At 35.4% G+C, this 26632-nt stretch carries 29 protein-coding genes; 28 read left to right on the top strand and 1 reads right to left on the bottom strand.

The genetic code is table 11. The annotated features are described in order from the left end of the window. Positions 1 to 26 precede the first annotated feature (26 nt). The 20 genes from glyA (at position 27) to AC1RO3_RS05720 (ending at position 16624) form a co-directional block, all read left to right on the top strand. On the top strand, positions 27 to 1289 hold the full coding sequence (gene glyA / locus AC1RO3_RS05815) for a serine hydroxymethyltransferase (protein WP_481761720.1): 1263 nt from the start codon (positions 27 to 29) through the stop codon (positions 1287 to 1289). Positions 1290 to 1353: 64 nt separating this feature from the next. After that, on the top strand, positions 1354 to 1983 hold the full coding sequence (gene upp / locus AC1RO3_RS05810) for a uracil phosphoribosyltransferase (RefSeq protein ID WP_409022301.1): 630 nt from the start codon (positions 1354 to 1356) through the stop codon (positions 1981 to 1983). A 218-nt stretch (positions 1984 to 2201) separates the two neighbouring features. Beyond that, entirely contained in the window at positions 2202 to 2912 is a 711-nt protein-coding gene (atpB, locus tag AC1RO3_RS05805) for a F0F1 ATP synthase subunit A (RefSeq protein WP_409022302.1), read from the top strand. A gap of 30 nt (positions 2913 to 2942) precedes the next feature. Beyond that, positions 2943 to 3155 carry a F0F1 ATP synthase subunit C gene (gene atpE / locus AC1RO3_RS05800; protein WP_409022303.1) on the top strand — a complete coding sequence of 71 codons (213 nt, stop codon included), beginning with the start codon at positions 2943 to 2945 and terminating at the stop codon, positions 3153 to 3155. 71 nt (positions 3156 to 3226) lie between these two features. After that, entirely contained in the window at positions 3227 to 3736 is a 510-nt protein-coding gene (atpF, locus tag AC1RO3_RS05795) for a F0F1 ATP synthase subunit B (protein WP_409022304.1), read from the top strand. Between the two features lies 1 nt (position 3737). Continuing rightward, on the top strand, positions 3738 to 4280 hold the full coding sequence (atpH, locus tag AC1RO3_RS05790; protein WP_481761637.1) for an ATP synthase F1 subunit delta: 543 nt from the start codon (positions 3738 to 3740) through the stop codon (positions 4278 to 4280). Positions 4281 to 4311: 31 nt separating this feature from the next. Then, the gene (atpA, locus tag AC1RO3_RS05785) at positions 4312 to 5829 is read left to right on the top strand and encodes a F0F1 ATP synthase subunit alpha (RefSeq protein ID WP_481761638.1); all 1518 of its coding nucleotides are present in this window, start codon (positions 4312 to 4314) and stop codon (positions 5827 to 5829) included. A gap of 31 nt (positions 5830 to 5860) precedes the next feature. Further along, the gene (locus AC1RO3_RS05780; RefSeq protein ID WP_481761639.1) at positions 5861 to 6808 is read left to right on the top strand and encodes a F0F1 ATP synthase subunit gamma; all 948 of its coding nucleotides are present in this window, start codon (positions 5861 to 5863) and stop codon (positions 6806 to 6808) included. 23 nt (positions 6809 to 6831) lie between these two features. Beyond that, entirely contained in the window at positions 6832 to 8232 is a 1401-nt protein-coding gene (gene atpD / locus AC1RO3_RS05775; RefSeq protein WP_409022308.1) for a F0F1 ATP synthase subunit beta, read from the top strand. Positions 8233 to 8245: 13 nt separating this feature from the next. After that, on the top strand, positions 8246 to 8665 hold the full coding sequence (locus AC1RO3_RS05770) for a F0F1 ATP synthase subunit epsilon (RefSeq protein WP_481761640.1): 420 nt from the start codon (positions 8246 to 8248) through the stop codon (positions 8663 to 8665). Positions 8666 to 8803: 138 nt separating this feature from the next. Further along, positions 8804 to 9037: a DUF1146 family protein gene (locus tag AC1RO3_RS05765; RefSeq protein ID WP_409022310.1), complete on the top strand. Its 234-nt coding sequence runs from the start codon at positions 8804 to 8806 to the stop codon at positions 9035 to 9037. 17 nt (positions 9038 to 9054) lie between these two features. Beyond that, on the top strand, positions 9055 to 10359 hold the full coding sequence (murA, locus tag AC1RO3_RS05760; RefSeq protein ID WP_481761641.1) for a UDP-N-acetylglucosamine 1-carboxyvinyltransferase: 1305 nt from the start codon (positions 9055 to 9057) through the stop codon (positions 10357 to 10359). 94 nt (positions 10360 to 10453) lie between these two features. Beyond that, positions 10454 to 11440 carry a rod shape-determining protein gene (gene mreB, locus AC1RO3_RS05755; RefSeq protein ID WP_409022312.1) on the top strand — a complete coding sequence of 329 codons (987 nt, stop codon included), beginning with the start codon at positions 10454 to 10456 and terminating at the stop codon, positions 11438 to 11440. An 85-nt stretch (positions 11441 to 11525) separates the two neighbouring features. Then, positions 11526 to 11786 carry a membrane protein insertion efficiency factor YidD gene (gene yidD / locus AC1RO3_RS05750; protein WP_409022313.1) on the top strand — a complete coding sequence of 87 codons (261 nt, stop codon included), beginning with the start codon at positions 11526 to 11528 and terminating at the stop codon, positions 11784 to 11786. Further along, on the top strand, positions 11779 to 12000 hold the full coding sequence (locus AC1RO3_RS05745; RefSeq protein ID WP_409022314.1) for a DUF2969 domain-containing protein: 222 nt from the start codon (positions 11779 to 11781) through the stop codon (positions 11998 to 12000). The genes yidD and AC1RO3_RS05745 overlap by 8 nt, the downstream gene beginning before the upstream one ends. Before the next feature lie 72 nt (positions 12001 to 12072). Beyond that, a complete protein-coding gene (locus AC1RO3_RS05740; protein WP_481761642.1) occupies positions 12073 to 13293 on the top strand; it encodes an FtsW/RodA/SpoVE family cell cycle protein in 1221 nt (406 codons plus the stop codon). Positions 13294 to 13338: 45 nt separating this feature from the next. After that, complete coding sequence (locus AC1RO3_RS05735) at positions 13339 to 13698, top strand: arsenate reductase family protein (RefSeq protein WP_481761721.1); 360 nt, start codon at positions 13339 to 13341, stop codon at positions 13696 to 13698. Positions 13699 to 14068: 370 nt separating this feature from the next. After that, the gene (locus AC1RO3_RS05730) at positions 14069 to 15106 is read left to right on the top strand and encodes a methionine ABC transporter ATP-binding protein (RefSeq protein WP_481761643.1); all 1038 of its coding nucleotides are present in this window, start codon (positions 14069 to 14071) and stop codon (positions 15104 to 15106) included. Further along, a complete protein-coding gene (locus tag AC1RO3_RS05725; protein WP_409022317.1) occupies positions 15096 to 15800 on the top strand; it encodes a methionine ABC transporter permease in 705 nt (234 codons plus the stop codon). Before AC1RO3_RS05730 ends, AC1RO3_RS05725 begins: the two co-directional genes overlap by 11 nt. Positions 15801 to 15817: 17 nt before the next feature. Then, positions 15818 to 16624 carry a MetQ/NlpA family ABC transporter substrate-binding protein gene (locus AC1RO3_RS05720; protein WP_481761722.1) on the top strand — a complete coding sequence of 269 codons (807 nt, stop codon included), beginning with the start codon at positions 15818 to 15820 and terminating at the stop codon, positions 16622 to 16624. A 39-nt stretch (positions 16625 to 16663) separates the two neighbouring features. Here the strand turns inward: AC1RO3_RS05720 and AC1RO3_RS05715 are convergent, their stop codons facing one another. Further along, entirely contained in the window at positions 16664 to 17380 is a 717-nt protein-coding gene (locus AC1RO3_RS05715) for a gamma-glutamyl-gamma-aminobutyrate hydrolase family protein (protein ID WP_481761644.1), read from the bottom strand. Between the two features lie 135 nt (positions 17381 to 17515). Between AC1RO3_RS05715 and sufC the strand changes: the two genes are divergently transcribed. From sufC to AC1RO3_RS05675, 8 genes are all read left to right on the top strand, one after another. Continuing rightward, positions 17516 to 18298, top strand: coding sequence for a Fe-S cluster assembly ATPase SufC (sufC, locus tag AC1RO3_RS05710; RefSeq protein WP_481761645.1), 783 nt, complete (start codon positions 17516 to 17518; stop codon positions 18296 to 18298). Between the two features lie 14 nt (positions 18299 to 18312). Beyond that, complete coding sequence (gene sufD, locus AC1RO3_RS05705; RefSeq protein WP_481761646.1) at positions 18313 to 19599, top strand: Fe-S cluster assembly protein SufD; 1287 nt, start codon at positions 18313 to 18315, stop codon at positions 19597 to 19599. Next, positions 19568 to 20806, top strand: a complete 1239-nt coding sequence (locus AC1RO3_RS05700; RefSeq protein ID WP_481761647.1) for an aminotransferase class V-fold PLP-dependent enzyme — start codon at positions 19568 to 19570, stop codon at positions 20804 to 20806. The genes sufD and AC1RO3_RS05700 overlap by 32 nt, the downstream gene beginning before the upstream one ends. Continuing rightward, positions 20793 to 21224, top strand: coding sequence for a Fe-S cluster assembly sulfur transfer protein SufU (gene sufU / locus AC1RO3_RS05695; protein ID WP_481761648.1), 432 nt, complete (start codon positions 20793 to 20795; stop codon positions 21222 to 21224). Before AC1RO3_RS05700 ends, sufU begins: the two co-directional genes overlap by 14 nt. Positions 21225 to 21238: 14 nt before the next feature. Then, entirely contained in the window at positions 21239 to 22633 is a 1395-nt protein-coding gene (sufB, locus tag AC1RO3_RS05690; protein ID WP_481761649.1) for a Fe-S cluster assembly protein SufB, read from the top strand. A gap of 56 nt (positions 22634 to 22689) precedes the next feature. After that, positions 22690 to 23625 (top strand): ABC transporter ATP-binding protein, encoded by a 936-nt coding sequence (locus AC1RO3_RS05685; protein ID WP_481761650.1) that lies wholly within the window; start codon positions 22690 to 22692, stop codon positions 23623 to 23625. Further along, the gene (locus tag AC1RO3_RS05680) at positions 23618 to 24388 is read left to right on the top strand and encodes an ABC transporter permease (protein WP_481761651.1); all 771 of its coding nucleotides are present in this window, start codon (positions 23618 to 23620) and stop codon (positions 24386 to 24388) included. The genes AC1RO3_RS05685 and AC1RO3_RS05680 overlap by 8 nt, the downstream gene beginning before the upstream one ends. A 271-nt stretch (positions 24389 to 24659) precedes the next feature. Next, a complete protein-coding gene (locus AC1RO3_RS05675; protein WP_481761652.1) occupies positions 24660 to 26564 on the top strand; it encodes a M13 family metallopeptidase in 1905 nt (634 codons plus the stop codon). Positions 26565 to 26632: the final 68 nt, after the last annotated feature.

Raw genomic sequence — 26632 nt, 5'->3', positions numbered from 1 at the left:
CAAGTAGCCAAAATATTGTTGAACTTATGGATGCTGAAAAAGTGAAATATAAACAACAGGATAAAGAATTGTGGGATGCAATCGCTCATGAAGAAAAACGCCAAGAGGACAATATTGAATTAATTGCGTCTGAAAATATCGTTTCTGATGCTGTACGTGCTGCACAAGGTAGCGTGTTAACCAATAAGTATGCTGAAGGGTATCCTAATAAGCGTTACTACGGTGGTTGTGAGTATATTGATGTAGTTGAACAATTAGCTATTGATCGTGCTAAGGCACTATTCCATGCTGAATATGCCAATGTACAACCACATTCTGGTTCACAAGCTAATATGGCCGTTTACCAGGCATTTTTAGAACCTCAAGATAAGATTTTAGGAATGAAATTAAACGATGGTGGACATTTAACGCATGGTTCACCAGTAAATTTCTCAGGTGAATTGTACAATTTTGTTAGTTATGGTGTTGATTCTAAAACAGAACGTTTAAATTATGATGCTATTCGAGAGATAGCACTTAAAGAAAAACCTAAAATGATTATTGCTGGAGCCTCAGCTTATAGTCGAATGATCGACTTTACAAAATTTAGAGCAATCGCTGATGAAGTTGGCGCCTATTTAATGGTAGATATGGCTCATATTGCTGGTCTTGTAGCTACTGGACTGCATCCAAATCCCGTAGATGTAGCTGATGTTGTTACGACAACAACGCATAAAACGTTACGTGGCCCTCGTGGTGGAATGATTCTTGCTAAAGAAAAATATGCTAAAAAACTAAACTCGGCAGTTTTCCCTGGTACACAGGGTGGCCCACTTGAACACGTAATTGCTGGGAAAGCGGCAGCATTCTATGAGGCAGCGCAACCAGCATTTACGGCGTATATGTATCAAGTTGTTCAGAATTCACAAGCAATGGCTGGCGTATTTGCACAGTCAGATTTAGTGAGAGTTATTTCTGGTGGAACTGATAATCACTTAATGAACTTAGATGTAACACCTTCTGGGTTAAATGGAAAAGAAGTTCAAAACTTATTAGATCGTGTTCATATTACTGTGAATAAAAATACAATTCCAAATGAATCATTGAGCCCATTTAAAACGTCTGGAATTCGAATTGGAACGCCAGCAATTTCTACTCGTGGGTTTGACAGCGAAGACGTAAAAGTGATTGCAATTCTAATTCTATACGCAATTCAATTTCACGATGATGACGATAAATTAGCCGAAATTGGTTCGCAAGTTTTAGCATTATCTAAAAAGCATCCTATTTCACAAATTAAATACGTTTAAGACTAGTATTTTAGGTAATAATTCGCTAAAATAGAATAGACTAAATTTAAGGGAGTGTTTCGTAATGGGCAAATTTCAAGTGATGGACCATCCGTTAATTCAACACAAATTAACGATTATACGTGATAAGAACTGTGGTACAAAAGAATTTAGAGAAGTTGTTAATGAAATTGCTGAACTAATGGTATATGATGTTTCTCGCGATTTTGCTTTAGAAGATGTTATCGTTGAAACACCTATGGGTAAAACAACACAAAAAACATTGGCTGGTAAGAAAATTGCTATTATTCCTATTTTAAGAGCTGGTTTAGGGATGGTTGATGGTATTTTGGAATTATTACCAGCAGCTAAAGTTGGACATATTGGTATGTACCGTGATGAAACAACATTCCAACCAACAGAATATTTTGTAAAAATGCCTGAAGATATTGCTAGTCGTGATCTTCTTGTAGTAGACCCAATGCTTGCTACTGGTGGTTCTGCTATTATGGCAGTTGATGCATTGAAGAAGCGCGGCGCAAAGACAATTAAGTTTGTTTGTCTTGTTGCGGCTCCAGAAGGTGTTGCAGCTTTACGTGAAAAACATCCTGATATTGATATTTATACAGCAGCACTTGATGATCACTTGAATGAAGATGGCTACATTGTCCCAGGTTTGGGCGATGCAGGTGATCGATTGTTTGGTACGAAATAAATTAAATGAATGGCCCTTAGAATGCTTATGCGTAAGCCGTCTAGGTGTCATTTTTTTTAATGTGAAAAAAAACTCAAAATAAGTCAGAATTTCTTTTGTATTTTATTTCAATTGGTGGTATGATTTCTTTTGTAATTGGAGAATATTTATAAAGTTATTCTCTTTAATTTATACCGTTTTATACGGTCAAATAAAAGTTTGGAAAGAGGTGAAATTCTGTGGATGGAGATGCTTTCGTTGTGAATTTTTATGGCCTACCTTTCAATATTACGAATGTCGTTTCCGGTTTACTTGCATGTGTGATTGTCGCGATGATAGCTATTGTATTATCGAGAAGACTGACCATGAAACCGACTGGTAGACAAAATGTTTTGGAATGGCTCATTGATTTCACCAATGGGATTGTTAAAAGCGCAATGCCAGGAAAAGAAGGTAAGAAGTTTAATTTATTAGCATTTACGTTATTCTTATTTATCTTTGTATCTAACCAAATGGGTTTATTTTTACAAATAGGTTTTGGCGACAAGACGTTGATTAAAAGTCCAACGTCGAGTCCGCTAACGACACTAACGTTTGCATTTTTGATTCTGCTATTATCACATTTTATGGGTGTTATTCAATTCGGATTTAAGGGATATATTAAAAATTCCTATTTGAGTCCAGTTGCATTTCTTTTACCTATTAACTTGATTGAAGAATTTACAAATTTGCTAACATTAGCTCTTCGTTTGTACGGAAACATTTACGCTGGGGAAGTATTATTAACGTTAATTGGTGGTGCAGTTTCTATGGGCCCATTAATGACTATCGTGGCTTTACCAGTTGAAATGATCTGGCAAGGATTCTCTCTGTTTATCGGAAGTATCCAAGCTTACGTATTCGTAACATTGTCAATGGTTTATATCGGTGGAAAAGTACAAAAAGAATAAAACAAGATATCTAAGGAGGAAACAATTATTATGGGATTATTAGCAGCAGGTATTGCAGCTGGTTTAGCCGCTGTCGCAACAGGTATTGGTAATGGTTTAGTTATTTCTAAAACAATCGAAGGTATGGCTCGCCAACCAGAATTATCTGGTCAATTACGTTCAACAATGTTTATTGGTGTTGGTTTGATTGAAGCCGTTCCTATTATTGCTATCGTTATTTCATTCTTATTGATGGCTAAATAATTTTTGAAATTAAGTTTGATTCTTCGTTGATACAACGAAATATATTAATTTTAAAAAGGAGGTGTCAATAGATGTTTTCAGATTTAGTTTTCGGTGCAGTTGGTAATTTTCAAACTGGTGATTTCTTATTCTATATTATTTCGTTTGTTATTTTGATGTTAATCATCAAACACTTTGCATGGGGTCCTGTCACAAAAATGATGAGTGACCGTGCAGATAAAATTGCAAATGATTTAGATTCTGCTGAAGATTCAAGAAAAAAAGCCGATATTTTGGCAACTGAACGACAAGACCAATTAGATAATTCACGTCAAGAAGCATCTGAAATTGTTAGTCGTGCAAAAGATAACGGTAAAAAGCAACATGATGATATCGTTTCTGGAGCTCAAGATGAAGCAACGACGTTGAAACAAAATGCTGTTAAAGATATTGAACAAGAACGCCAAGAAGTATTGAGTAGCGTTCAAAGTGATGTCGCTGAATTATCTATTGAAATTGCTTCTAAGATTATTCAAAAAGAATTAAATGAGAATGATCAAAAAAACTTAATCAATTCTTATATTGAAGGGTTGGTAAAGTAAAATGAAATTAGATAAGGCAACCGTTGCCAATCGTTACGGTGAAGCCATCTTTGAAATTGCTGATGAACAAGGTAATATTGTTGCCTTTTCTGAAGAATTAGAGGAAGTTAGACAAGTTTTTCTTGCTAATCCACAATTGAGTGAAGTGCTTGTTGATGCACGTCTTAATTTGTTAGAAAAGCAAGACCTTGTTAAGGTCTTACTCAAAGATGCATCTCCAATTATTGCAAACGTTATCCAAATGGTCTTTGATTATGGTCGAATGGGTGATATGGTTGGAATAATTGAAGAATTCGAACGATTATGCGATGTTAAAGAAAAAATTGTACATGCAACCGTTACAACTGCAATTGAGCTTGATGATAGTCAATTAACGAAATTATCAAGTAAGTTTGCAGAAAGAATCGGTGCAAATAAGATAGTATTTAACAATATTATTGATGAAAAAATTATTGGTGGCGTTATTATTGAAGCCAATAATCAGATTTTTGATGGATCAATTTCATCAAAAATCAACAAAGTAAAACGATTATTAGCGGAGTAACATATTAAAGTAGTTAAGAGGTGAACCTTGTATGAGCATTAAAGCTGAAGAAATCAGTGCTTTAATTAAAGAACAATTGGAACAATATAAAGACGAACTTATCGTTGATGAAGTAGGTACCGTTACTTATGTTGGTGATGGTATTGCTCGTGCACACGGTTTGGATAACGCTTTATCAGGAGAATTGTTAGAATTTTCTGACGGTACTTATGGTATGGCTCAAAATCTAGAAACAAACGATGTTGGTATCGTTATTTTAGGTGGCTATGAAGGTATCCGTGAAGGCGACGTTGTCAAACGTACGGGTAGAATCATGGAAGTTCCTGTTGGTGAAGAACTTATCGGACGTGTTGTTAATCCTTTAGGCCAACCCATCGATGGTAAAGGTGATCTTAAGACAAACAAAACTCGTCCAGTCGAAAAAAAGGCTCCAGGAGTTATGGATCGTAAGTCAGTTGATCAACCTTTACAAACTGGACTTAAAGCTATTGATGCTTTAGTTCCAATTGGCCGTGGACAACGTGAATTGATTATTGGTGATCGTAAGACTGGTAAAACATCAGTTGCTATTGATACGATTTTAAATCAAAAAGATCAAGACATGATTTGTATCTATGTTGCTATTGGACAAAAAGAATCAACTGTTAGCGCACAAGTGGAAACGTTACGTCGATTAGGCGCAATGGACTACACAATTGTCGTTAGTGCTGGTCCTGCTTCTCCCGCACCATTATTATGGTTAGCTCCATATACTGGTTCAGCAATGGGTGAAGAATTCATGTATAACGGTAAACATGTCTTGATTGTATTTGATGATTTATCAAAACAAGCAACGGCTTACCGTGAACTGTCATTAATTTTGAGACGTCCGCCGGGTCGTGAAGCTTATCCTGGTGATGTTTTCTACTTACATTCACGTTTACTTGAACGTGCAGCTAAGTTAAGTGATGAATTGGGTGGTGGTTCAATGACTGCTCTTCCATTTATCGAAACACAGGCTGGTGATGTTTCTGCATATATTCCTACTAACGTAATTTCGATTACTGATGGTCAAATTTTCTTGGATAGTGATTTATTCTATTCAGGTACTCGTCCAGCTATTGATGCTGGTACATCAGTTTCTCGTGTTGGTGGGTCAGCTCAAATTAAAGCAATGAAGAAAGTTGCCGGAAGCCTTCGTTTGGCTCTTGCATCATTCCGAGAATTAGAATCATTTTCTCAATTTGGTTCTGATTTAGATGCCGCAACACAAGCTAAATTAAATCGTGGACATCGTACGGTTGAAGTACTTAAACAACCATTACACAAGCCATTAGTTGTTGAAAAACAAGTTTTAATTTTATATGCATTAACACATGGATTCTTGGATTCAGTTCCTGTTGATGATATTCTTCGTTTTGAAGGTGAAATTTTTGATTTCTTTGATAATAATCATAGTGATCTTTTAAATCACATCAAAGAAACAGGTAATTTACCTGACGAAGATAAATTTGATGCTGCAATCAAAGACTTTTCAGAAGGTTTCCAAGTAACTCCTGAAAAAGCGTAAACTAAAAGTAAATGAAAGATGGTGAGAATTAATGGGTGCTTCATTAATGGAAGTAAAGCGTCGAATCGTTTCAACTAAGAAAACGGGACAAATAACTGGCGCAATGCAAGTTGTTTCGACTGCTAAGTTAAGCCAAATTCAGCGTCATACTCAAAGTTATCAGATATATGCTTCTAAAATTAGAAGTGTCATTACCCATCTTGCCCAATCTCACCTTTTAGATGCTAAAGCTGGAAAATCAAAGCAATCATCTGAGAATGATAGTTCAAAATTTTCAGGTTTTGATATGTTACAAAAGAGACCTGTTAAAAAAAGTGGTTATTTAATTATTACTTCTGATCGTGGTTTAGTTGGTAGTTACAATAGTAACGTAATTAAACAAACATTAGATTTGATGAAGCAAAATGGCCATACTGTAGATAATGCTGTTATTATTGCTGTTGGTGGTACTGGTGCTGACTTCTTTAAAAATAGAGGATATGAGGTTGCCTACGAATACCGTGGTGTAAGTGATATTCCAACGTTTATTGAGGTTCGTGAAATCGTTAAATCAGTAGTAACAATGTATAACAGTGAAGTTTATGATGAATTATTTGTTTGTTATAATCATTTCGTTAATAGTTTACAATCGGACTTTCATTCTGAACAAATGCTTCCTATTTCAGAAGTGAATATGGATACAGATGCAGAAGGTATTGAAACGTCTAATGTGATGGGGAATGAAGATTATGATATGGAACCTTCAGGAGACGCAATTCTTGAAGTTGTTCTACCTCAGTTTGCTGAAAGCTTAGTATATGGTGCGATTTTAGATGCTAAAACAGCTGAACATGCTTCAAGTTCTACAGCAATGAAATCTGCGACAGATAATGCTAAAGATATTATTGCATCATTAGAATTAAAGTATAATCGTGCACGTCAAAGTGCTATTACAACAGAAATTACAGAAATTACTGGTGCAACAGCTGCTTTAGAGTAAAATGACAGGAGGAAATACAGAAGATGAGTCTCGGTAAAGTTGTTCAAGTTATCGGGCCCGTCGTCGATGTACAATTCTCTTTAAACGAAACCTTACCAGATATCAATAATGCGTTAAAAGTTACACGTGAAGATGGAACTGCTCTAATTATCGAAGTTACGCTTGAATTAGGTGACGGAGTTATGAGAACAATCGCCATGGATTCTACGGATGGCTTGCAACGTGGAACAGTTGTTGAAGACACAGGTGCTTCAATTTCTGTCCCTGTTGGTGAAGATACTCTTGGTCGAGTGTTTAACGTTTTAGGAGATACCATTGATGGTGGTCCTGAATTTAATAAAGATGCAGAGCGCAGTAGCATCCATAAAGATGCTCCTAAATATGATGAATTAAGTGCAAGTACTGAGGTTCTTGAAACAGGAATTAAAGTTATTGACTTGTTAGCCCCTTATATTAAAGGTGGTAAAATTGGATTATTCGGTGGTGCCGGTGTTGGTAAAACTGTTTTAATTCAAGAATTAATTCATAATATTGCTCAAGAACATAATGGTATTTCAGTGTTTACCGGTGTTGGTGAACGTACTCGTGAAGGTAATGACCTTTACTTTGAAATGAAAGAATCCGGCGTGTTAGAGAAGACAGCCATGGTGTTTGGTCAGATGAACGAGCCGCCTGGTGCCCGTATGCGTGTTGCATTGACTGGTCTTACAATTGCGGAATATTTCCGTGATGAAAAAGGACAAGATGTGCTATTGTTTATTGATAATATTTTCCGCTTTACACAAGCTGGTTCTGAAGTTTCAGCCTTATTAGGCCGTATTCCTTCAGCCGTAGGTTATCAACCAACATTAGCTACTGAAATGGGTCAATTGCAAGAACGTATCACGTCAACTAAAAAAGGTTCAGTTACATCAATTCAAGCAGTTTATGTTCCAGCTGATGATTATACTGATCCTGCTCCTGCAACGACGTTCGCCCATTTGGATGCAACAACTAACTTGGAACGTAGCTTAACGCAACAAGGTATTTACCCAGCTGTTGATCCTTTGGCTTCAACTTCAAGTGCTTTGACACCTGAAATTGTTGGAGAAGAACATTATCGTGTTGCTACGGAAGTTCAACATACGTTACAACGTTATCGTGAATTACAAGATATTATTTCTATTTTAGGTATGGATGAATTATCTGATGATGAAAAAGTAATTGTAGCACGTGCGCGTCGCATCCAATTCTTCCTTTCACAAAACTTTAATGTTGCCGAACAATTCACAGGAAAACCTGGATCATATGTACCAATTGCTGAAACAGTTCAAGGATTTAAAGATATTCTTGATGGTAAATATGATTCACTTCCTGAAGATGCTTTCAATGGTGTCGGCCCAATCGAAGATGTTATTGAAGCAGCAAATAAAATGGCAAAATAGGGGGTAATAACAGATGGCTGAAGATTCAGTTTTGACCGTTAGTATCGTCACTCCTGATGGTAGTGTTTATGACAATAATGCTAAAATGATTATTGTTAAAACACCCAGCGGGGAAATGGGTATTTTACCCAATCATATTCCAGTTATTGCTTCTCTTGATATTGATGCTGTCAGGGTTAAGGTAAATGATAATGAAGAAGATGAAATTGCCGTAAGTGGTGGATTCATTGAATTTTCAAAAAATGTCGCAACGGTTGTTGCAAATGCAGCAGAATGCCAAGAAGATATTGATGAAAATCGTGCACAGGCTGCTAAAAAAAGAGCTGAGCAGATGATTTCTACTGCAAAACAAACACATAATGTTGATGAACTTAAAAGATCTGAAATTGCACTTAGACGTGCAATCAATCGAATTAATATCTCTAAACATTAATACAAAAGTGGGTGCTGGATTTATTCAGTACCTTTTTTTGTATATACATATTAAATATTTCATTTTTGTTACAAATATTAGCGACAAGTGGTACAAAATATGCTATGCTTATGACGAATAAATTTTAGGAGTGTTTTGATGAATACTGTGGGAATCCAATCGCTAGTTACTTTAATGAGTCATCTAATGTTTATTGGAATTGCTTTTTGGGCAATTCAAGGGTTACGAATAGACAGGTTTTTCCCACAAAGTAGCCAACAAAGAATCAAAGTTTTAATTGTCTTATTGGCTATTTTATTAGGATATACAAGCAGTGCCTTTTTCTTAAATTTTATTGATAATGTTCGTAATTTAGTTTTTTTAGTTAAATAATAACGGGGGAATAACTTGTGGAAAAAATAATCGTCAAGGGTGGAAACTCACTCAATGGAACAGTGCATATAGAAGGCGCAAAGAATGCAGTATTGCCAATTCTAGCAGCCGGAATTTTAGCAAGTAGTGGTGAAAATACACTGTCAAATGTACCAGTTTTGTCAGATGTCTTTACAATGAATAACGTACTACGTTTTTTAAATTTAGACGTTGACTTTAATGAAGAAACTAATGAAGTTAAAATGAGTGCGACTAAAGAATTATCACCAGAAGCACCATTTGAATATGTTTCAAAAATGCGTGCTTCTATTGTTGTAATGGGACCACTTTTGGCACGACTTAAACATGCGAAGATTGCAATGCCTGGTGGGTGTGCAATAGGTTCTCGCCCAATTGATTTGCATTTAAAAGGTTTTGAAGCAATGGGTGCGCATATTGAACAATTCGATGGTTATATAGAAGCAACTGTAGATGAATTAAAGGGTGCCAACATTTATCTTGATTTTCCAAGTGTAGGTGCAACTCAGAATATTATGATGGCTGCAACATTAGCTACTGGTACAACTGTGATTGAAAATGTTGCAAGAGAACCAGAAATTGTTGATTTAGCTAATATTTTAAATAAAATGGGTGCTAAAGTACAAGGTGCTGGTACCGAAACAATTCGCATTCATGGTGTTAAGGCATTACATGGCGCTGATCATGCAGTTGTCCAAGATCGGATTGAAGCAGGGACATTCATGGTTGCTGCAGCAATGACTCAAGGTAATGTTTTAATCGAAGAGGCTATTGCGGAACACAATAAACCATTAATTTCTAAATTAGAAGAAATGGGCATTGACGTTATCCAAGAAGACAATGGTATCCGAGTAATTGGAACAGAAAAAATTAAACCAACTACAGTTAAAACATTGCCTCATCCAGGGTACCCAACTGATATGCAGCCTCAAATGACTGTCCTTCAATTAATGGCAGATGGTACAAGTATTTTAACAGAGACGGTATTCGAAAATCGTTTTATGCATCTTGAAGAATTACGACGTATGAATGCAAAATTTAAGATTGAAGGCAACTCAGTTGTCATGTATGGTCCAACTGACTTCAATGGTGCAGAAGTTGCTGCTACAGACTTAAGAGCTGCTGCAGCACTTGTGCTAGCAGGATTAGTAGCTCGTGGTTATACACAAGTTACACATCTTGAATATCTTGATCGAGGCTACTATCATTTCCATCAAAAGTTAGAAGCTTTGGGTGCTGAAATTAAACGTATCAATGATGATACACAAGATATAATTATTAAGACAGAAAATGAAGTAAAATAGAAGAAATGTCCATTTTGGACATTTTTTTATTGTATAGGTATATGGTATAATGCTTACATTAGTGTAAGTTTTAAGTGCCGAGAGGAGAAGCATAATGGCTAAAGATATTGGTATTGATTTAGGAACCGCAAATGTATTAATTAACGTACAAAATAAAGGAATCGTCTTAAATGAACCATCTGTTGTTGCAATTGACACAAAATCAGGTCGTGTATTAGCAGTTGGATCAGAAGCATATAAAATGGTTGGTAGAACACCTGGTAGTATTAGAGCTATCAGACCTATGAAAAATGGTGTCATTGCTGATTTTGATATTACAGAACAAATGTTAACTTACTTTATTAAAAAATTAAATGTGAGCGGCTTTTTATCAAAACCAAGTATTTTGATTTGTTGCCCAACAAATATCACATCAATTGAACAAAAAGCAATTATTCAAGCTGCTGAAAAAGCTGGTGGTGGCAAGGTTTATCTTGCTGAAGAACCTAAAGTTGCAGCTATTGGTGCTGGGTTGGATATTTATCAACCCCGTGGTAGTTTAGTGATTGATATTGGTGGTGGTACAAGTGATGTTGCCGTTATTTCATTAGGCGATATTGTAGCAAGCCGTTCATTACGTGTTGCTGGTGATCAATTGAATAGTGATGTTATCAATTTTGTTAAGCAAAAACATAACCTTCAAATCGGTGAACGTACAGCTGAAAAAGCTAAAATTGAAATTGGGACAGTTTACCCAGACAATCGTGCATTAGAAATGGAAATTCGTGGACGAGATGTTGTTACTGGTTTACCAAAGACAGTTGTGCTTAGCTCTGCTGAGATTGAAGAAGCAACTCATGATACAATGCAAGCAATCGTTGCAGCAACTAAAGAAGTTCTTGAACAAACACCACCAGAATTAGCATCAGATATTATTGATACTGGGATTATTTTAACAGGTGGCGGTGCATTATTAGATGGTGTTGATTTATTAATGTCATCGAACTTAGATATTCCTGTTATGGTGTCAGAAACACCATTGGATGATGTCGCAAAAGGAACTGGATTCTTGTTAGATCATATTGAAAAACAAGGTAGATAACAACTGTGATACTGGTTATTAAGGGAGGTCTATTAACGGGGCAATCTGTTGATGGACCTTTTCATATAGGAGGTGTCATTTATTTATGCAAAACTTAATGCTTGCACCAATCAAGTTTTATCAAAAATTTATTTCACCGATGTTTCCACCTAGTTGCCGGTACTATCCAACATGTTCAAACTATATGATTAAGGCAATTCAAAAACACGGTGCAAAAGGTATTATTATGGGTATCGGTAGGATTTTACGATGCCATCCTTTTGTCAGAGGCGGATACGATCCCGTACCTGATTACTTTACCGTACGAAGAAATAAGAACCCTAAAGGAGAAGAAAAGCATGTCTAAAAAAGAAAAAGAGATTGAAGTAGCAGAAAATGATATTAAAATTAATGGTGAGGATGCAGTTTCATTAACCGTTGGCGGTATTGAAATTGGTACAGTCATTCAACAAGATACAAAATTTGTTGCAACATTAAGTAACGGTGAGATATTCAAAGCTAAAACTCGTGATGAAGGTATTGATACTTTATTGCGCGATTTTCACTTACATCGCGGTTAATTAGTCAATTATTAAATTTTAGCCTATTCAAAAATTTAACGAAATAAGTGACATAGTGTGGAGGGGAATTCTATGAGTAGTAGAAAAGATGAGGTCGATAGTGAGTCAAGAATTGATTATGGTATTATTTTTGCCGTTTTAGTCTTGGCAATTATTGGGCTTGCCTCAATTTACGTATCAGCATCCCATGATACTAGTGCGACCTCAATTGTTAGCCAAATGGTTTCACAGTTAATGTGGTACGCTATTGGTGTCATTGCAATTGTCGTTATTATGCAATTTGACTCAGAACAATTATGGCGAGTCGCACCGATAGGGTATTTTATTGGCCTGTTTTTATTGATGATTGTTTTAGTCGTATATAGTCGACCTTTATATATAAACACAGGTGCTAAAAGTTGGATACCATTAGTTGGTTCGTTAACGTTCCAACCATCAGAAGTTATGAAGCCAGCATTTATATTAATGTTGGCGCGTGTGGTTACGATACATAACAATGATTATCCAACTCATAAAATTGGGACAGATATTATTTTATTAGCCAAAATGATAGCATGGACGTTACCAGTAGTTATTTTATTAAAACTGCAAAATGATTTTGGAACAATGCTCGTTTTCTTTGCTATTTTAGGTGGTGTCATTTTAGTTTCAGGTATCACTTGGAAGATTATTGGACCGGCATTTGGAACGGTGGCTGTTGTAGGTGGAACGGCATTATATATGGTTATTTCAACAACTGGTCGATCAATTCTAGAAAAAGTTGGCTTTTCTGCCTACCAATTTGACCGAATTGATAACTGGTTAGATCCATCAAAAGATACATCCGGAACAGGATATCAATTATGGCAAAGTATGAAAGCCATTGGATCAGGACAAATGACTGGTAAGGGATTTAACGTGTCAAATGTTTATGTTCCCGTCCGTGAATCTGATATGATTTTTTCTGTTATCGGCGAAAACTTTGGGTTTATTGGTGGTTGTATTTTAATCTTTATTTATTTCTTACTCATTTATCGAATGGTTCGTGCAACCTTTGATACGAAGAATGAATTTTATGCTTACTTATCTACTGGGGTCATTATGATGATTTTATTCCATGTTTTTGAAAACATTGGGATGAGTATTGGGTTACTACCTTTAACAGGTATTCCATTACCATTTGTCAGTCAAGGTGGGTCTGCTTTAGTAGGAAATATGATTGGAATTGGCTTAATTATGTCAATGCGATACCATCATAAGAGTTACATGTTCAGTAGCGAAGACGAAGATTTTGATAAAAAGATAAGGCAGTGATTCTATTATGGAATCACTGTTTTTTAAAACTAGGAGGTTTTGATGATGATTGATTTTTATTGGTATCCTAAATGTTCAACTTGTAGAAAAGCAAAACAATGGTTAGACGAAAATGAGGTTGAATACCATATAATAGATCTTATCCAAGAAACACCAAAGGCGAGTCTAATCGAAAAATGGTTGAATGAGTCTGGTCTTCCAGCAATATCTTTTTTTAATACACAAGGAAATAAGTATCGTGAATTAAATCTAAAAGATAAACGACCAACGATGACAATTCAGCAATCAAGTCAAATTTTAGCATCAGATGGGATGTTAATGAAACGTCCGGTATTAACTGATGGAACAAAATTAACGACCGGATTCAGTGAAGATGTTTTTACAGAGACATGGTTAAATAAATAAAACTGTTGACATTAAATTTTAATCTAGCTATAATCAACTACAATAAGAAATACAGATAAGACGTTTTGAAAAGATGAGTAAATTTTAGTAATTAGTTAAGAGAATCCTGGTAGCTGAAAAGGGATCAAAATTACGGAATTGAATATGGTCTTGGAACGTTTGGTAGATGAGCAATGTTAATCTACCTTGGGTACGCCCAATACAGCGGAAAGGTATCGGTTATATTAAAACCCGTACCTGATGAGATTGTTATCGTGAGGTAACAATAAAACAAGGTGGTAACACGTGAAGTTTATAACTTCTCGTCCTTCCGTTTATTAAACGGGGGATGGGAGGTTATTTTTTTGCAGAAAAATTAGGAGGTATTAACATGATTGAGTTTAAAAATGTATCAAAAGAGTTTATCACGAAAAGTGGTAAGGTTAGCGCTGTTTCTGATGTGAATCTTTCGGTGGAAGATGGTAGCATCTTAGGTATTGTAGGATATTCAGGTGCTGGTAAAAGTACATTAATTAGAATGCTGAATGGATTAGAGACACCAACTTCGGGTGAAGTTGACGTTAATGGCGCTAAAATCGCATCTTTATCGGGTAGAACATTGAGAAAGCAACGTCAAAAAATTGGCATGATTTTTCAACATTTTAATTTACTCTGGTCACGAACGGTTGTGGAAAACATCATGTTTCCACTTGAACTTGCTGGAATAAGTAAAACTGAGCGGTTGTCCAAAGCTGAAGAATTAACAACATTAGTTGGGTTAAAAGGTAAAGAAAATGCATATCCTTCTGAGTTATCTGGTGGACAAAAGCAACGAGTTGGGATTGCTAGGGCTTTAGCGAATGATCCTGAAATTTTGATTTGTGATGAAGCAACAAGTGCGCTAGATCCACAAACAACAGATGAAATATTAGATTTATTACTTCAAATTAATCATAAATTGAAATTAACAATTGTATTAATCACTCATGAAATGCATGTGGTTCGTAAGATATGTGATCACGTTGCTGTAATGGAATCTGGAAAATTAGTGGAGAGTGGACTTGTCTTAGACGTCTTTAAGCGTCCGAAACAAGACGTCACAAAACGATTCGTTAATCAGGAGGTCACACCAGCTCTACATGATACTGAACTTGCTGTAAATGAATTAATTGAAGCTTATCCACAAGGGTTGATTGTTCAATTAACCTTTCACAGTACGCAGACGCAAATGCCAATTATCTCTGAAATGTTAAGACAAATTCCAGAAGTTGATTTTAATATCGTTGAGGGTTCCATTCATCAAACTCAAGGTGGCCCAATTGGAACATTATATATTCAATTAACTGGTCCAAAAATAAGTTTAGATCAAACCGTTCCATTCTTGCAAAAAATGAAAGTAGAAACGGAGGTATTGCATTATGGGGACTAATACTTGGGCGTCATATTTTAACTTTAATGCTGTTAACTGGGATGAATTCTGGTCAAATACTTGGGAAACAATCAGTATGACATTAATATCTACAATAGCCGTTACAATTTTGGGTATTATCTTAGGTCTTATTTTATTTGAAACAAAACAAAAAACGACCGGTAAAATAAGTATCTGGGTAAAAATAATTAATTGGATTGTTTCAGCCATGGTTAACATTTTTCGTTCAATTCCGTTTATTATTTTAATTGTCTTATTATTGCCTTTTACTAAGGCTTTAGTTGGTTCTATTATTGGACCGATTGCAGCATTGCCAGCTCTAATCCTCTCGGCGGCTCCATTTTATGCACGAATGGTGGAACTTGCTTTTCGTGAGATTGATTATGGTGTGATTGAAGCAGCTGAAGCAATGGGTGCTAACAAGGCACAAATCATTTGGAAAGTACTATTACGAGAAAGTTTACCAGCTCTTATTTCAGGGGCGACAGTTACTGGAATTACAATTATTGGGTACACGGCAATGGCTGGTACGATTGGTGCCGGTGGGCTAGGAAATTGGGCTTTCATTGAAGGTTATGGTGCTAATAATAATACTGTTACACTAGTTGCAACGGTCACAATCATCATTATTGTTGCCATTTTTCAACTTATTGGTGATCATTCAGCTAAATTAATCGATAAACGAAATAATTAAGGGGTAACCTCATGAGAATAAACAAAAAGTTCATTTTTTCATTTCTATTTTTGACTCTTTTATTAGCTGGATGCGGGAAACAATCAAATGGAATGACTACTTTGACAATTGGTGCTAGTAATATGCCCCATGCAGAAATTCTAGATCATGTAAAACCAATGTTGGCAAAAGAAGGTATCGATTTAAAAGTTAAAGTTTTTCAGGATTATGTGATGCCTAATAAAGCGACTGAATCTGGTGATTTAGATGCTAATTATTTTCAACATAAACCATTTTTAGATAATTGGGACAAACAGAATAATGGTGATTTAATAAGTGTTGGAAATGTTCATCTTGAACCAATCGGTGTCTATTCTAAACAAGTTAAAAAGTTAACTGATTTGAAGAAAGGAAGTACGGTTTTAGTATCTAACAGTATTTCAGATTATGGTCGTGTTTTAACTATTTTTAAAGATGCTGGATTAATAACCCTGAAAAAAGGGACAGACGTGGCAACTGCAAATTTTGCTGATATCAAAACAAATAAATTAAATTTAGTTTTTAAGCATACGTATGAGCCAAAATTGATGTCTGATTTATATGAAAATAATGAAGGCTCAGCCATCATTATTAATGCAAATTATGCGGTTGAAGCTGGATTAAATCCAACGAAACAAGCTATTGCATTAGAACGTAGTACATCATCATATGCGAATTTAGTTGCTGTCGCACCAAAAAATAAAGATAATCCTGCGATTAAAAAGTTAGTTAAAGCACTACAATCTAAAAAGACACGCGAATGGATTTTGAATAAGTATAAAGGTGCCGTTATTCCTGCAAAATAAAGAGAATTGAATTAGTCGACATGACTAATTCAATTCTCTTTATTTTGCAATTTTATTAATTAGCCATTTGAAAATAGCTAAATCTGATGGTTCTCTTATATAAGACATTTCGGGATGCCATTGAACACCTAAAATGAGACCGTCATTACTACTGATACCTTCAATTAGGCCATCTGAACTTGTCGCAATGGCCGTTAATGAATCACCTAAACGGTTAATGGCTTGGTGATGGTACGTATTGACACGAAGCGTTGAACCATAAGTATCTGATAAATAATTATTTGCTTTAATCGATACAGAATGTGTGGCGTATTCTGGTAATGTTGGATCTTGTAAATGCTTAACTTGCCAATTTGAATAGTCACTTAAATCTTGATAGAGTGTTCCACCAAAAAAGACGTTAAGTATTTGTAGTCCACGGCAAATACCAAGTATTGGTATTTTTCGAGAAATAGCTTCCTTGATTAAAGCGAGCTCCATTTCGTCACGTGGGGGATTTAATTCTTCTAATTTTGGATGAGGTTCTTGGCCGTATAAGATTGGTGAAACATCTTGACCACCTGCTAATAGTAAACCATCTACCAAATCAAGATAACTAGATGCGTTTGCTAAATCAGTAGGAATGATTAGTGGTAAACCGCCAACTTCAATAATGGCATCAATATAGCCTTGAGGTGTATAAGTAATTTCGTTAATGTGCATGCCTGTAATTGGATTTCGATTAGGATTTCCAACAATACCGATAATAGGTTTCATAAATGAACCTCCTCAAAATTTACTTTTTATTAGTTTAACTTAATTAAATAAAGATTGCGAGTCTCGAGGCTCCATTGAAATGGATAATTTATTAAGATAGAATGGAATATATTAATGAATCGGAGGAATGCTAAAATGTCGACACTTGAGGTTAAAAATTTACATGTAGAAATTGAAGATAAAGAAATTTTAAAAGGTGTTAATTTAAAAATGTCGACTGGAGAAGTACACGCAATCATGGGTCCAAATGGAACAGGTAAATCAACTTTATCTGAGGCCATTATGGGGAATCCTGCGTATAAAGTGACAGAAGGCGAAGTATTGCTGAATGGTGTAAACATTTTAGAACTACCTGTTGATGAGCGAGCTCGAGCAGGATTATTTTTAGCAATGCAATATCCTTCAGAAATTCCTGGTGTAACAAATGCTGAATTTATGCGTGCAGCAATCAACGCACGTCGACCGGAAGATAAACAAATCCCAATTCGAGAATATTTAAAGAAATTAGATAAAACGATGACAACTTTAGATATGACTGAGGAAATGGCTGATCGTTATTTAAATGAAGGTTTTTCAGGTGGCGAAAAGAAACGTAATGAAATTTTACAACTGATGATGATTGAACCAAAATTTGCTATTTTAGATGAAATTGATTCAGGTCTAGACATTGATGCATTGAAAGTTGTTTCGAGAGGCGTAAATGAAATGTTGAAAAATGCGGAATTTGGAACACTTATGATTACGCATTACCAACGTTTGCTGAACTATATTGTGCCTGATGTGGTGCACGTTATGATGGATGGACGGGTTGTTAAAACGGGTGGCGCCGAACTTGCAGAAAAACTGGAAGAAGAAGGCTATGCTGGTTTGCGTGATGAATTAGGGCTAGACATTACTTTAACAGACGAGAACCTTTAGTGGAGGGCCGGAAAATGATTGATTTGAAGCTCTTAGAACAAAGTATAATTGATTTTTCAAATTTAAAACAAGAACCTGAGTGGTTTCAACAATTAAGAAGAGATGCCTTTGTAAAAAAAACATTACTAGCGCTTCCTTCATTTGAAAAAATTAGATACCAAAAATGGCCCATTATACCTGAAACACTGGTTAAAGAATCAGGGGAATTTGTTTCAAAAAAATCGGATGAAAATACGTTTATTCAAGTTGGATCTCGAACGATTAGTTTAAATATATCTGAGGAATTAAAAGAAAATCATGTTATTATTTGCGACTGGTCAACCGCGTTAGTGGAACATGCAGATTTAATTAAGAAATATTTTATGACTAAGGCAGTTAAATGGGATAGTGATTTGTTGACCGCAACGCATTTAGCACAATTAACCGGTGGTTTGTTTATTTATGTACCTAAAAATGTTGTATTAGACAACCCAATTACAACTTATTTAACGCAGGATGCACGGGACAATCAGGACTATGTACAGCATGTTTTAATTGTCGCAGCAGAAAATAGTCAGTTTTCATATCTAGAAAATCGTTCAACAGTCGGTGATCAGATCACAACCGCAAATATTATTGTGGAAGTGATTGCTAAAGCTAACAGTCATGTTAAATTTGCTGGAGTTGATCAATTAGGGGAACATACAACAGCATATATTAACCGTCGGGGTTATTTATTAGGCAATGCAAAAATAGATTGGTCAATTGGATTACTTAATAATGGCAATATAATTGGCGATTTCGATTCTGATTTAATTGGTGCAGGTTCTCACGCAGATGTTAAAGTTGTTGCGATTTCAACAGGAAATCAGATTCAAGGGATTGATACACGGGTGACGAATTATGGTAAACATTCAATTGGTCAAATTCTGCAACACGGTGTAATTTTATCGCGTTCTACATTAATATTTAATGGAATTGGCCATATTATTAAAGGTGCAAAGGGTGCGAATGCTCAACAAGAAAGCCGTGTGCTAATGTTATCCACAAAAGCACGTGGAGACGCTAATCCTATTTTATTAATTGATGAAAATGATGTTCAAGCTGGACATGCAGCTAGTGTTGGACGCGTGAATCAGGAACAATTGTACTATCTGATGAGTCGTGGATTACACAAAGAAGAAGCAGAAAGACTTGTTATTCGTGGATTCTTAGGACCTGTTTTAACGGCAATTCCGGCAGTTGATGTTCGTGAACGATTAATCGAAACAATAGAGGGGAAACTCATTAATGGTCAAAAATTTGAAAAAGTATCGCAATGATTTTCCTATTTTAAAGCAAATTGTGAATGATGAACCGTTAATTTATTTTGACAATGCTGCAACTGTTCAGAAACCACAAGCAGTTATTAATGCCATTTCACATTATTATGAAAATGATAATGCCAATGTACATCGTGGTGTGCATACTTTAGCCGAGCGTACAACACAGCAATTTGAAGATGTACGACAAGCTGTTGCTGATTTTATTCATGCAAAATATTCAGCTGAAATCTTATTTACAAAAGGGACAACCGAAAGTTTAAACTGGGTTGCTCAGGGTTTTGCACAGAATCGATTGAAACCAGGGGATGAGATTTTAATATCTATTATGGAACACCATAGTAACCTTGTTCCTTGGCAACAAGTCGCACAAGCAACTGGTGCTAAATTAGTTTACATCGACATAACAGATGATGGACAATTAGACATTAATGATGCGAAATTAAAAATGACAGCTAAAACTAAAATTGTATCGCTAACTCAAATTTCAAATGTTTTGGGGAGTATAAACCCCATCAAAGAATTAACGGACATGGCACATACAGTCGGTGCGGTTGTTATTTGTGATGGGGCGCAATCAATACCTTATATGCCGATTAATGTTCAGGAGTTAGATGTTGATTTTTTTGCTTTTTCAGGTCATAAAATGGGGGCTGCAACTGGTATTGGCGTTTTATATGGAAAAAGTAATTATTTGAACGAGATGCAGCCACTAGAATTTGGTGGTGAGATGATTGATTTTGTTGAAGAGCAACAATCAACCTTTAAAGATATTCCTTGGAAATTTGAAGCGGGGACACCTAATATTGAAGGGGTCATTTCATTAGGTGCTACTATTCACTATTTAAATGAAGTTGGAATGGTTAATATACAAGCACATGAACAGATGCTCATCACTGATTTATTACCTAAATTAAAAGCCATTTCTGGCATTACTGTCTATGGGCCAACTGAAAGTAAAAAACGATCAGGCGTTATTTCATTTAATTTGGAGGGACTACATCCGCATGACGTTGCGACAGCTCTTGATATGCAAGGAATTGCGGTTCGCGCGGGTCATCATTGTGCACAGCCATTAATGAAGTGCATGGGTGTATCGTCAACTGTTCGTATTAGTTTATATTTTTACAATACTTTAGAAGAAAATCAAAAATTTATTGACGCGTTAATCGCTACAAAGGAGTTCTTTAAAAATGGGACTATCTAAATTAGATAATTTATATCGCCAAGTTATTTTGGAACATGCCACACATCCGCATCATCATGGCTCACTAGTAAAGGGTCAGAAATCAATTGAACTCAGAAATCCAACCTGTGGGGATGTTTTAAAAGTTGAACTTATCATGAGTGACAACAAGGTTCAAGATGTTGCCTTTTCTGGGACGGGTTGTACGATTAGCCAGGCATCTGCAAGTATGATGACTGATGAAATTATTGGTAAAGCAAAAAATGAAATAGAAGAAATGGTGACAACATTTTCAAGAATGGTAACAGGTGAAACGATTGATGAAAATCTTTTAGGTGATGCTGCTATTTTAGAAGGTGTCGCTCAGTTTCCAGCTCGGATTAAGTGTGCCACATTAGCTTGGAAGGCAGTTTATCAAGCTATTAATTTAGAAAATTAGAGAGGAGGTAAGATATGAAAGAACTAGATGTTGGTGGTGAGTATGAATATGGCTTTAAAGATGATATTGAGCCTGTTTATTCAACTGGGCGTGGCTTAACCGAAGCGATTGTTCGAGAAATTTCGGCAGCAAAAAATGAACCAGAGTGGATGTTGGATTATCGACTTCGTGCCTTTGCCTTATATGAAAAGATGCCAATGCCAAGTTTTGGTCCTGATTTGTCTAAGTTAGATTTAGCTAATATGCGCTATTTTCAACGTGCTAGTGATAATGTTGCTAGAGACTGGGAAGATGTCCCAGATAAGATTAAAGAAACCTTTGACCGACTTGGTGTTCCAGAAGCTGAACGTAAATACTTAGCTGGCTCTTCTGCACAATATGAATCAGAAGTTGTTTACCATCATATGCGTGAAGATTTTGAAAAATTAGGAATTATTTTTATGAGTACAGATGCTGCCGTCCAAGAATATCCTGAATTGGTTAAACAGTATTTTGGCAAATTGGTTCCTGCCTCTAATAATAAATTTTCAGCTTTAAATTCGGCTGTTTGGTCTGGTGGTACTTTTATCTATGTACCTAAAGGTGTGAAGACCGAGGTGCCTATTCAAAGTTATTTCAGAATTAATGCGGAGAATACAGGACAATTTGAACGAACATTAATCATTGTTGATGAAGGCGCAAGTGTTAATTACGTTGAAGGTTGTACAGCACCTAATTATTCGGCAGACAGTTTGCATGCGGCAGTCGTTGAAGTGAACGTCATGAAAGATGCCTATTGTCGGTATACAACGATTCAAAATTGGTCAGATAATGTGTATAGCTTAGAGACAAAACGTGCTAGAGCCTTAGAAAATGCGACGATGGAGTGGGTTGATGGTAACCTTGGATCAAAAGTTACAATGAAATATCCAAGTATTTATTTAGATGGTCAAGGCGCACATGGCACAATGTTGTCGATTGCGTTTGCTGGTGGGAATATCGTTCAAGATACTGGGGCAAAAATGATTCACAATGCTAAAAATACGACTTCTTCGATTGTTTCTAAATCGTTATGTAAAGATGGTGGACGAGTTGATTATCGAGGTTATTTAAAATTTGGTAGACATAGTGATGGTTCGTTTGCACATGTCGAATGCGATACAATCATCATGGATGATAAATCAGCGAGTGATACGATTCCATTTAATGAAATTTTAAATGGCAATGTTTCTATGGAACATGAAGCTAAAGTTTCTAAAATTTCTGAAGAACAATTATATTACTTAATGAGTCGCGGAATTTCTGAAGCAAAAGCAACAGAGATGATTGTAATGGGATTTGTTGAACCGTTCACCAAAGAATTACCGATGGAATACGCTGTTGAATTGAATCGTCTGATTGAGTATCAGATGGAAGGCAGTGTGGGGTAAAATAGTTTAGAATGATGTTACTTTTCCTAAAAAGTAAATAAGGGGATAATAATTAAATGATATATGCACTGGAAATAAAAGGCTTAAAAAAAGAATATGCAACGGGTGTTAAAGCGTTACGTGGTATTGATCTGGCTGTAGAAGAAGGGGATTTTTATGCACTTTTAGGGCCTAATGGTGCGGGAAAATCAACGACAATTGGTATTATTACATCTCTTGTGAATAAAACAGCGGGAACAGTGAAGGTTTTTGATTACGATATTGATACCAATTTGGTACAAGCCAAACAACAAATTGGACTTGTCCCACAGGAATTTAACTTTAATCCTTTTGAAACGGTTCAACAAATTGTTGTTAATCAGGCTGGTTACTATGGTGTTCCTCATAAAGAAGCAATGGAGCGCAGTGAAAAATATTTAAAACAGTCAGATTTATGGGAAAAACGTAATGTACGTGCACGAATGCTTTCTGGTGGGATGAAACGAAGATTGATGATTGCCAGGGCATTAATGCATGAACCTCGGTTGCTCATTTTAGACGAACCAACTGCGGGTGTAGATATTGAGTTGAGACGTGAAATGTGGTCTTTTTTAAAGGAATTGAATGAGAATGGCACAACGATTATCTTGACGACTCATTATTTAGAAGAAGCAGAAACACTTTGTCGTCATATCGGTATTATTCAATCAGGTGAGTTGATTGAAAATACGAGCATGAAAACTTTATTATCAAAATTACAATTTGAAACGTTTATTTTCGATTTAGATGTGTATGATAAAAAGCCAGAAATTATAGGGTATAAAAATTCCTTTGAAGACGCGCAAACAATTTCTATCGAAGTTGAACGAAATCAAGGTGTTAATGGGATCTTTAAACAATTTGATGAACAAGGGATAAAAGTTCTTTCTATGCGAAATAAATCGAATCGATTAGAAGAGTTATTCTTGAAAATTACGGAAGAAAAGCACCAAGTGGGGGAGAAACATGTTTAATCAATATTTTACTGCATTAAAAAGTCTCGCAATAAAAGAAACTAATCGTTATTTGAGAATTTGGGTACAGACATTAGTACCACCAGTGATTACAACATCATTGTATTTTATTATATTTGGTAAAATGATTGGTGGCCGAATTGGTGCAATGGGTGGATTTTCATATATGGAATTCATTGTACCAGGGTTAATTATGATGTCGGTGATCACTAGTTCGTATGCTAATGTATCTTCGTCATTTTTTTCTCAGAAATTTCAGAAAAATATTGAAGAATTACTAGTTGCACCAGTACCAACGCATATTATTATATGGGGATTTGTTATTGGAGGACTTGGAAGAAGTGTTTTAGTTGGGGCACTTGTCACTATTATTTCATTATTTTTTGTACCTCTTCATGTTTTTTCGTGGGTCATTATTATTATCACACTTTTGATGACAGCCATTTTATTTTCATTAGCAGGATTAATTAATGGTATTTTTGCACAGTCATTTGATGATGTGTCAATTGTACCTACGTTTGTTTTACAGCCATTAACTTATCTTGGTGGTGTTTTCTATTCTATTTCAATGTTACCACCAGTTTGGCAGGCCATCTCTAAGATTAATCCAATTGTTTATATGATTTCAGGATTTAGATATGGTTTTTTAGGTAAGACTGATGTATCACTTGCTTTATCAATGATAATTCTTATTCTGTTTATTGGTGTTCTTTACTGGATTTGTTGGTATCTTATTAATAAAGGTAGAGGTTTGAGAAGTTAGGATAGCCAATGTAATAATCCTTCTTTCTTATTAATCATTCTGTGACGGTTGATCAATAATGAATCTGGATAGCACCAAAAACAAAAGTCTTATGGCTTTTGTTTTTTTGTTAGGGTACGAAAAATGGTACCAAAGATAGATATCGTAGACTCTTTAAAAGATAGATATAAGGTATATTTTGAAAAAATGTCTGTTTTTCAAGTAAATTATTATTAAAACACTAGAATAACGTTTATACTAGCTACATATAAAACTAAAAAGGAGATAAATAATGACTATAAATAAACAATTAATTAAAGATGATTTATACGAAGCAGTAAATGGTGAATGGTTAAAAACTGCCAAAATTCCTGATGATAAACCTGCGACGGGTGGTTTTAATGATTTAGCTGATGAAATTGATAAAACTTTGATGGCTGATTTTGAAAAAATGTCAGCTGATTCTAGTGTTAAAGCACCATTAATGCAAGAATTTTTAAACTATTATGCCTTAGCAGCTGATTTTGATCGACGTGAATCAGAAGGAACCTTACCATTGAAAAAAGTTTTAGCACCTTTAGAAAATTTAACAAGTTTAGCTGATTTCGATACTAAATGGGCAGATTTTGTTCGTGCGGGTTATCCAACACCACTTGGGTTTGATGTTGATGCTGATATGAAAAATGCTAAAATTAATGCTTTATTTGTGGCAGCTCCGAGTTTGGTTTTACCAGATAAAACGTATTATGAACGAGATAATTCACAAGCTGAAGGTTTACTTAAAGCATTTAGGGCGATGATGACTAAGTTATTAGTTGCTTTAGATTATAGTGAAGAAAATGCAAATCATGTTATTACAGAGGCACTAACTTTTGATCGTAACTTAGTGCCAAATGTCAAGAGTGCTGAAGAATCAGCTGATTATAGTAAAGCGTACAACCCACAAAGTTTCACAGAATTTAGTTCACAAAGTAGTAATTTAGATTTAAAATCAATTGTTAAAAATCTTTTAAATGGGAATGAACCAGAAAAAATAATTGTGACTGAACCTAAATTTTTATCATCTATTGATGAACTCGTGAATACAACTCATTTTACAGAATTTAAAAGTTGGTTAATTGTTAAAACAGTAGGGAGTCTTAGTTCATATTTATCAGATGACTTACGTGTTATTGCTGGTGAATACGGGCGTGCATTATCTGGAAGCAAGGCACCGAAAAAACAACAAAAGTTTGCTTATTATCTAGCCATGGGAACCTATAGTGGGGTTGTGGGCGAATATTATGGATATAAATACTTTGGTGAAGATGCTAAAGCAGACGTTCAACAGATGGTTGAAAAGATGATTAATGTTTATCAAAATAGATTGGCTACTAATAATTGGTTAACAAGTACTACACGTGATAAGGCAATTTTAAAATTAAGTAAATTAGGTATTCAAGTTGGGTATCCAGATAAAATTAACCCGCTTTATCAAAAAATGCACGTTAATATGGAAAAAACATTGCTAGAGAATGCAATGGCCTTTGATAAATTAGCCACTGAAGATATGTTTAGTAAGTGGGATAAACCTGTCGATCGTGATCTTTGGGAGATGAGTGCAGCAACAGTTAATGCTTATTATCATCCCTTTAAAAATATCATTGTCTTTCCAGCGGCTATTTTACAAGCACCATTTTATAGTTTAGAGCAGAGTAGTAGTGCTAACTATGGTGGTATTGGAGCAGTTATTGCGCACGAGATTTCACATGCTTTTGATAATAATGGTGCGCTATTTGATGAGTATGGTAATTTGAATAATTGGTGGAGTGAAGCCGATTTGACCCATTTTAAAGAATTATCACAACAAATGATTACTGAATTTGACGGAACTGAATTCGCAGGCCAAAAAGTTAATGGGACTTTAACAGTTTCTGAAAATATTGCTGATGCTGGTGGGCTTAGTTGTGCACTTGAAGCGGCTAAATCTGAAGACGATACTGATTTTGAAGCATTTTTCATTAATTGGGCACAAGTATGGCGAATGAAGGCTTCAACACAGTATATGCAATTGTTATTATCAATTGATGTTCATGCCCCTGCTAAGTTGCGTGCTAATATTCAAGTTCAAAATTTAGCAGAATTTTATGATGCCTTTGATATTGTTGCAAGTGATGCAATGTATAAAGCAGTCGATGAACGCGTTAATATTTGGTAAATGATTAATTAAGACAAATTAAAAGGACATTATCAAAATGATAATGTCCTTTTTGCTGCGATTGTTTA

This window comes from Dellaglioa sp. CoH-57-MRSF-19, from assembly GCF_056781975.1.
The sequence above is the reverse complement of the archived record's forward strand: the minus strand, read 5'-3'. Positions and strand labels throughout refer to the sequence as shown.

Coding starts and splice junctions, on each gene's coding strand:
- glyA (WP_481761720.1), top strand. CDS start 27: ATGGATGCTGAAAAAGTGAAATATAAACAACAGGATAAAGAATTGTGG.
- upp (WP_409022301.1), top strand. CDS start 1,354: ATGGGCAAATTTCAAGTGATGGACCATCCGTTAATTCAACACAAATTA.
- atpE (WP_409022303.1), top strand. CDS start 2,943: ATGGGATTATTAGCAGCAGGTATTGCAGCTGGTTTAGCCGCTGTCGCA.
- atpF (WP_409022304.1), top strand. CDS start 3,227: ATGTTTTCAGATTTAGTTTTCGGTGCAGTTGGTAATTTTCAAACTGGT.
- atpH (WP_481761637.1), top strand. CDS start 3,738: ATGAAATTAGATAAGGCAACCGTTGCCAATCGTTACGGTGAAGCCATC.
- atpA (WP_481761638.1), top strand. CDS start 4,312: ATGAGCATTAAAGCTGAAGAAATCAGTGCTTTAATTAAAGAACAATTG.
- AC1RO3_RS05780 (WP_481761639.1), top strand. CDS start 5,861: ATGGGTGCTTCATTAATGGAAGTAAAGCGTCGAATCGTTTCAACTAAG.
- atpD (WP_409022308.1), top strand. CDS start 6,832: ATGAGTCTCGGTAAAGTTGTTCAAGTTATCGGGCCCGTCGTCGATGTA.
- AC1RO3_RS05770 (WP_481761640.1), top strand. CDS start 8,246: ATGGCTGAAGATTCAGTTTTGACCGTTAGTATCGTCACTCCTGATGGT.
- AC1RO3_RS05765 (WP_409022310.1), top strand. CDS start 8,804: ATGAATACTGTGGGAATCCAATCGCTAGTTACTTTAATGAGTCATCTA.
- mreB (WP_409022312.1), top strand. CDS start 10,454: ATGGCTAAAGATATTGGTATTGATTTAGGAACCGCAAATGTATTAATT.
- yidD (WP_409022313.1), top strand. CDS start 11,526: ATGCAAAACTTAATGCTTGCACCAATCAAGTTTTATCAAAAATTTATT.
- AC1RO3_RS05745 (WP_409022314.1), top strand. CDS start 11,779: ATGTCTAAAAAAGAAAAAGAGATTGAAGTAGCAGAAAATGATATTAAA.
- AC1RO3_RS05740 (WP_481761642.1), top strand. CDS start 12,073: ATGAGTAGTAGAAAAGATGAGGTCGATAGTGAGTCAAGAATTGATTAT.
- AC1RO3_RS05735 (WP_481761721.1), top strand. CDS start 13,339: ATGATTGATTTTTATTGGTATCCTAAATGTTCAACTTGTAGAAAAGCA.
- AC1RO3_RS05730 (WP_481761643.1), top strand. CDS start 14,069: ATGATTGAGTTTAAAAATGTATCAAAAGAGTTTATCACGAAAAGTGGT.
- AC1RO3_RS05725 (WP_409022317.1), top strand. CDS start 15,096: ATGGGGACTAATACTTGGGCGTCATATTTTAACTTTAATGCTGTTAAC.
- AC1RO3_RS05715 (WP_481761644.1), bottom strand. CDS start 17,380: ATGAAACCTATTATCGGTATTGTTGGAAATCCTAATCGAAATCCAATT.
- sufC (WP_481761645.1), top strand. CDS start 17,516: ATGTCGACACTTGAGGTTAAAAATTTACATGTAGAAATTGAAGATAAA.
- sufD (WP_481761646.1), top strand. CDS start 18,313: ATGATTGATTTGAAGCTCTTAGAACAAAGTATAATTGATTTTTCAAAT.
- AC1RO3_RS05700 (WP_481761647.1), top strand. CDS start 19,568: ATGGTCAAAAATTTGAAAAAGTATCGCAATGATTTTCCTATTTTAAAG.
- sufU (WP_481761648.1), top strand. CDS start 20,793: ATGGGACTATCTAAATTAGATAATTTATATCGCCAAGTTATTTTGGAA.
- sufB (WP_481761649.1), top strand. CDS start 21,239: ATGAAAGAACTAGATGTTGGTGGTGAGTATGAATATGGCTTTAAAGAT.
- AC1RO3_RS05685 (WP_481761650.1), top strand. CDS start 22,690: ATGATATATGCACTGGAAATAAAAGGCTTAAAAAAAGAATATGCAACG.
- AC1RO3_RS05680 (WP_481761651.1), top strand. CDS start 23,618: ATGTTTAATCAATATTTTACTGCATTAAAAAGTCTCGCAATAAAAGAA.
- AC1RO3_RS05675 (WP_481761652.1), top strand. CDS start 24,660: ATGACTATAAATAAACAATTAATTAAAGATGATTTATACGAAGCAGTA.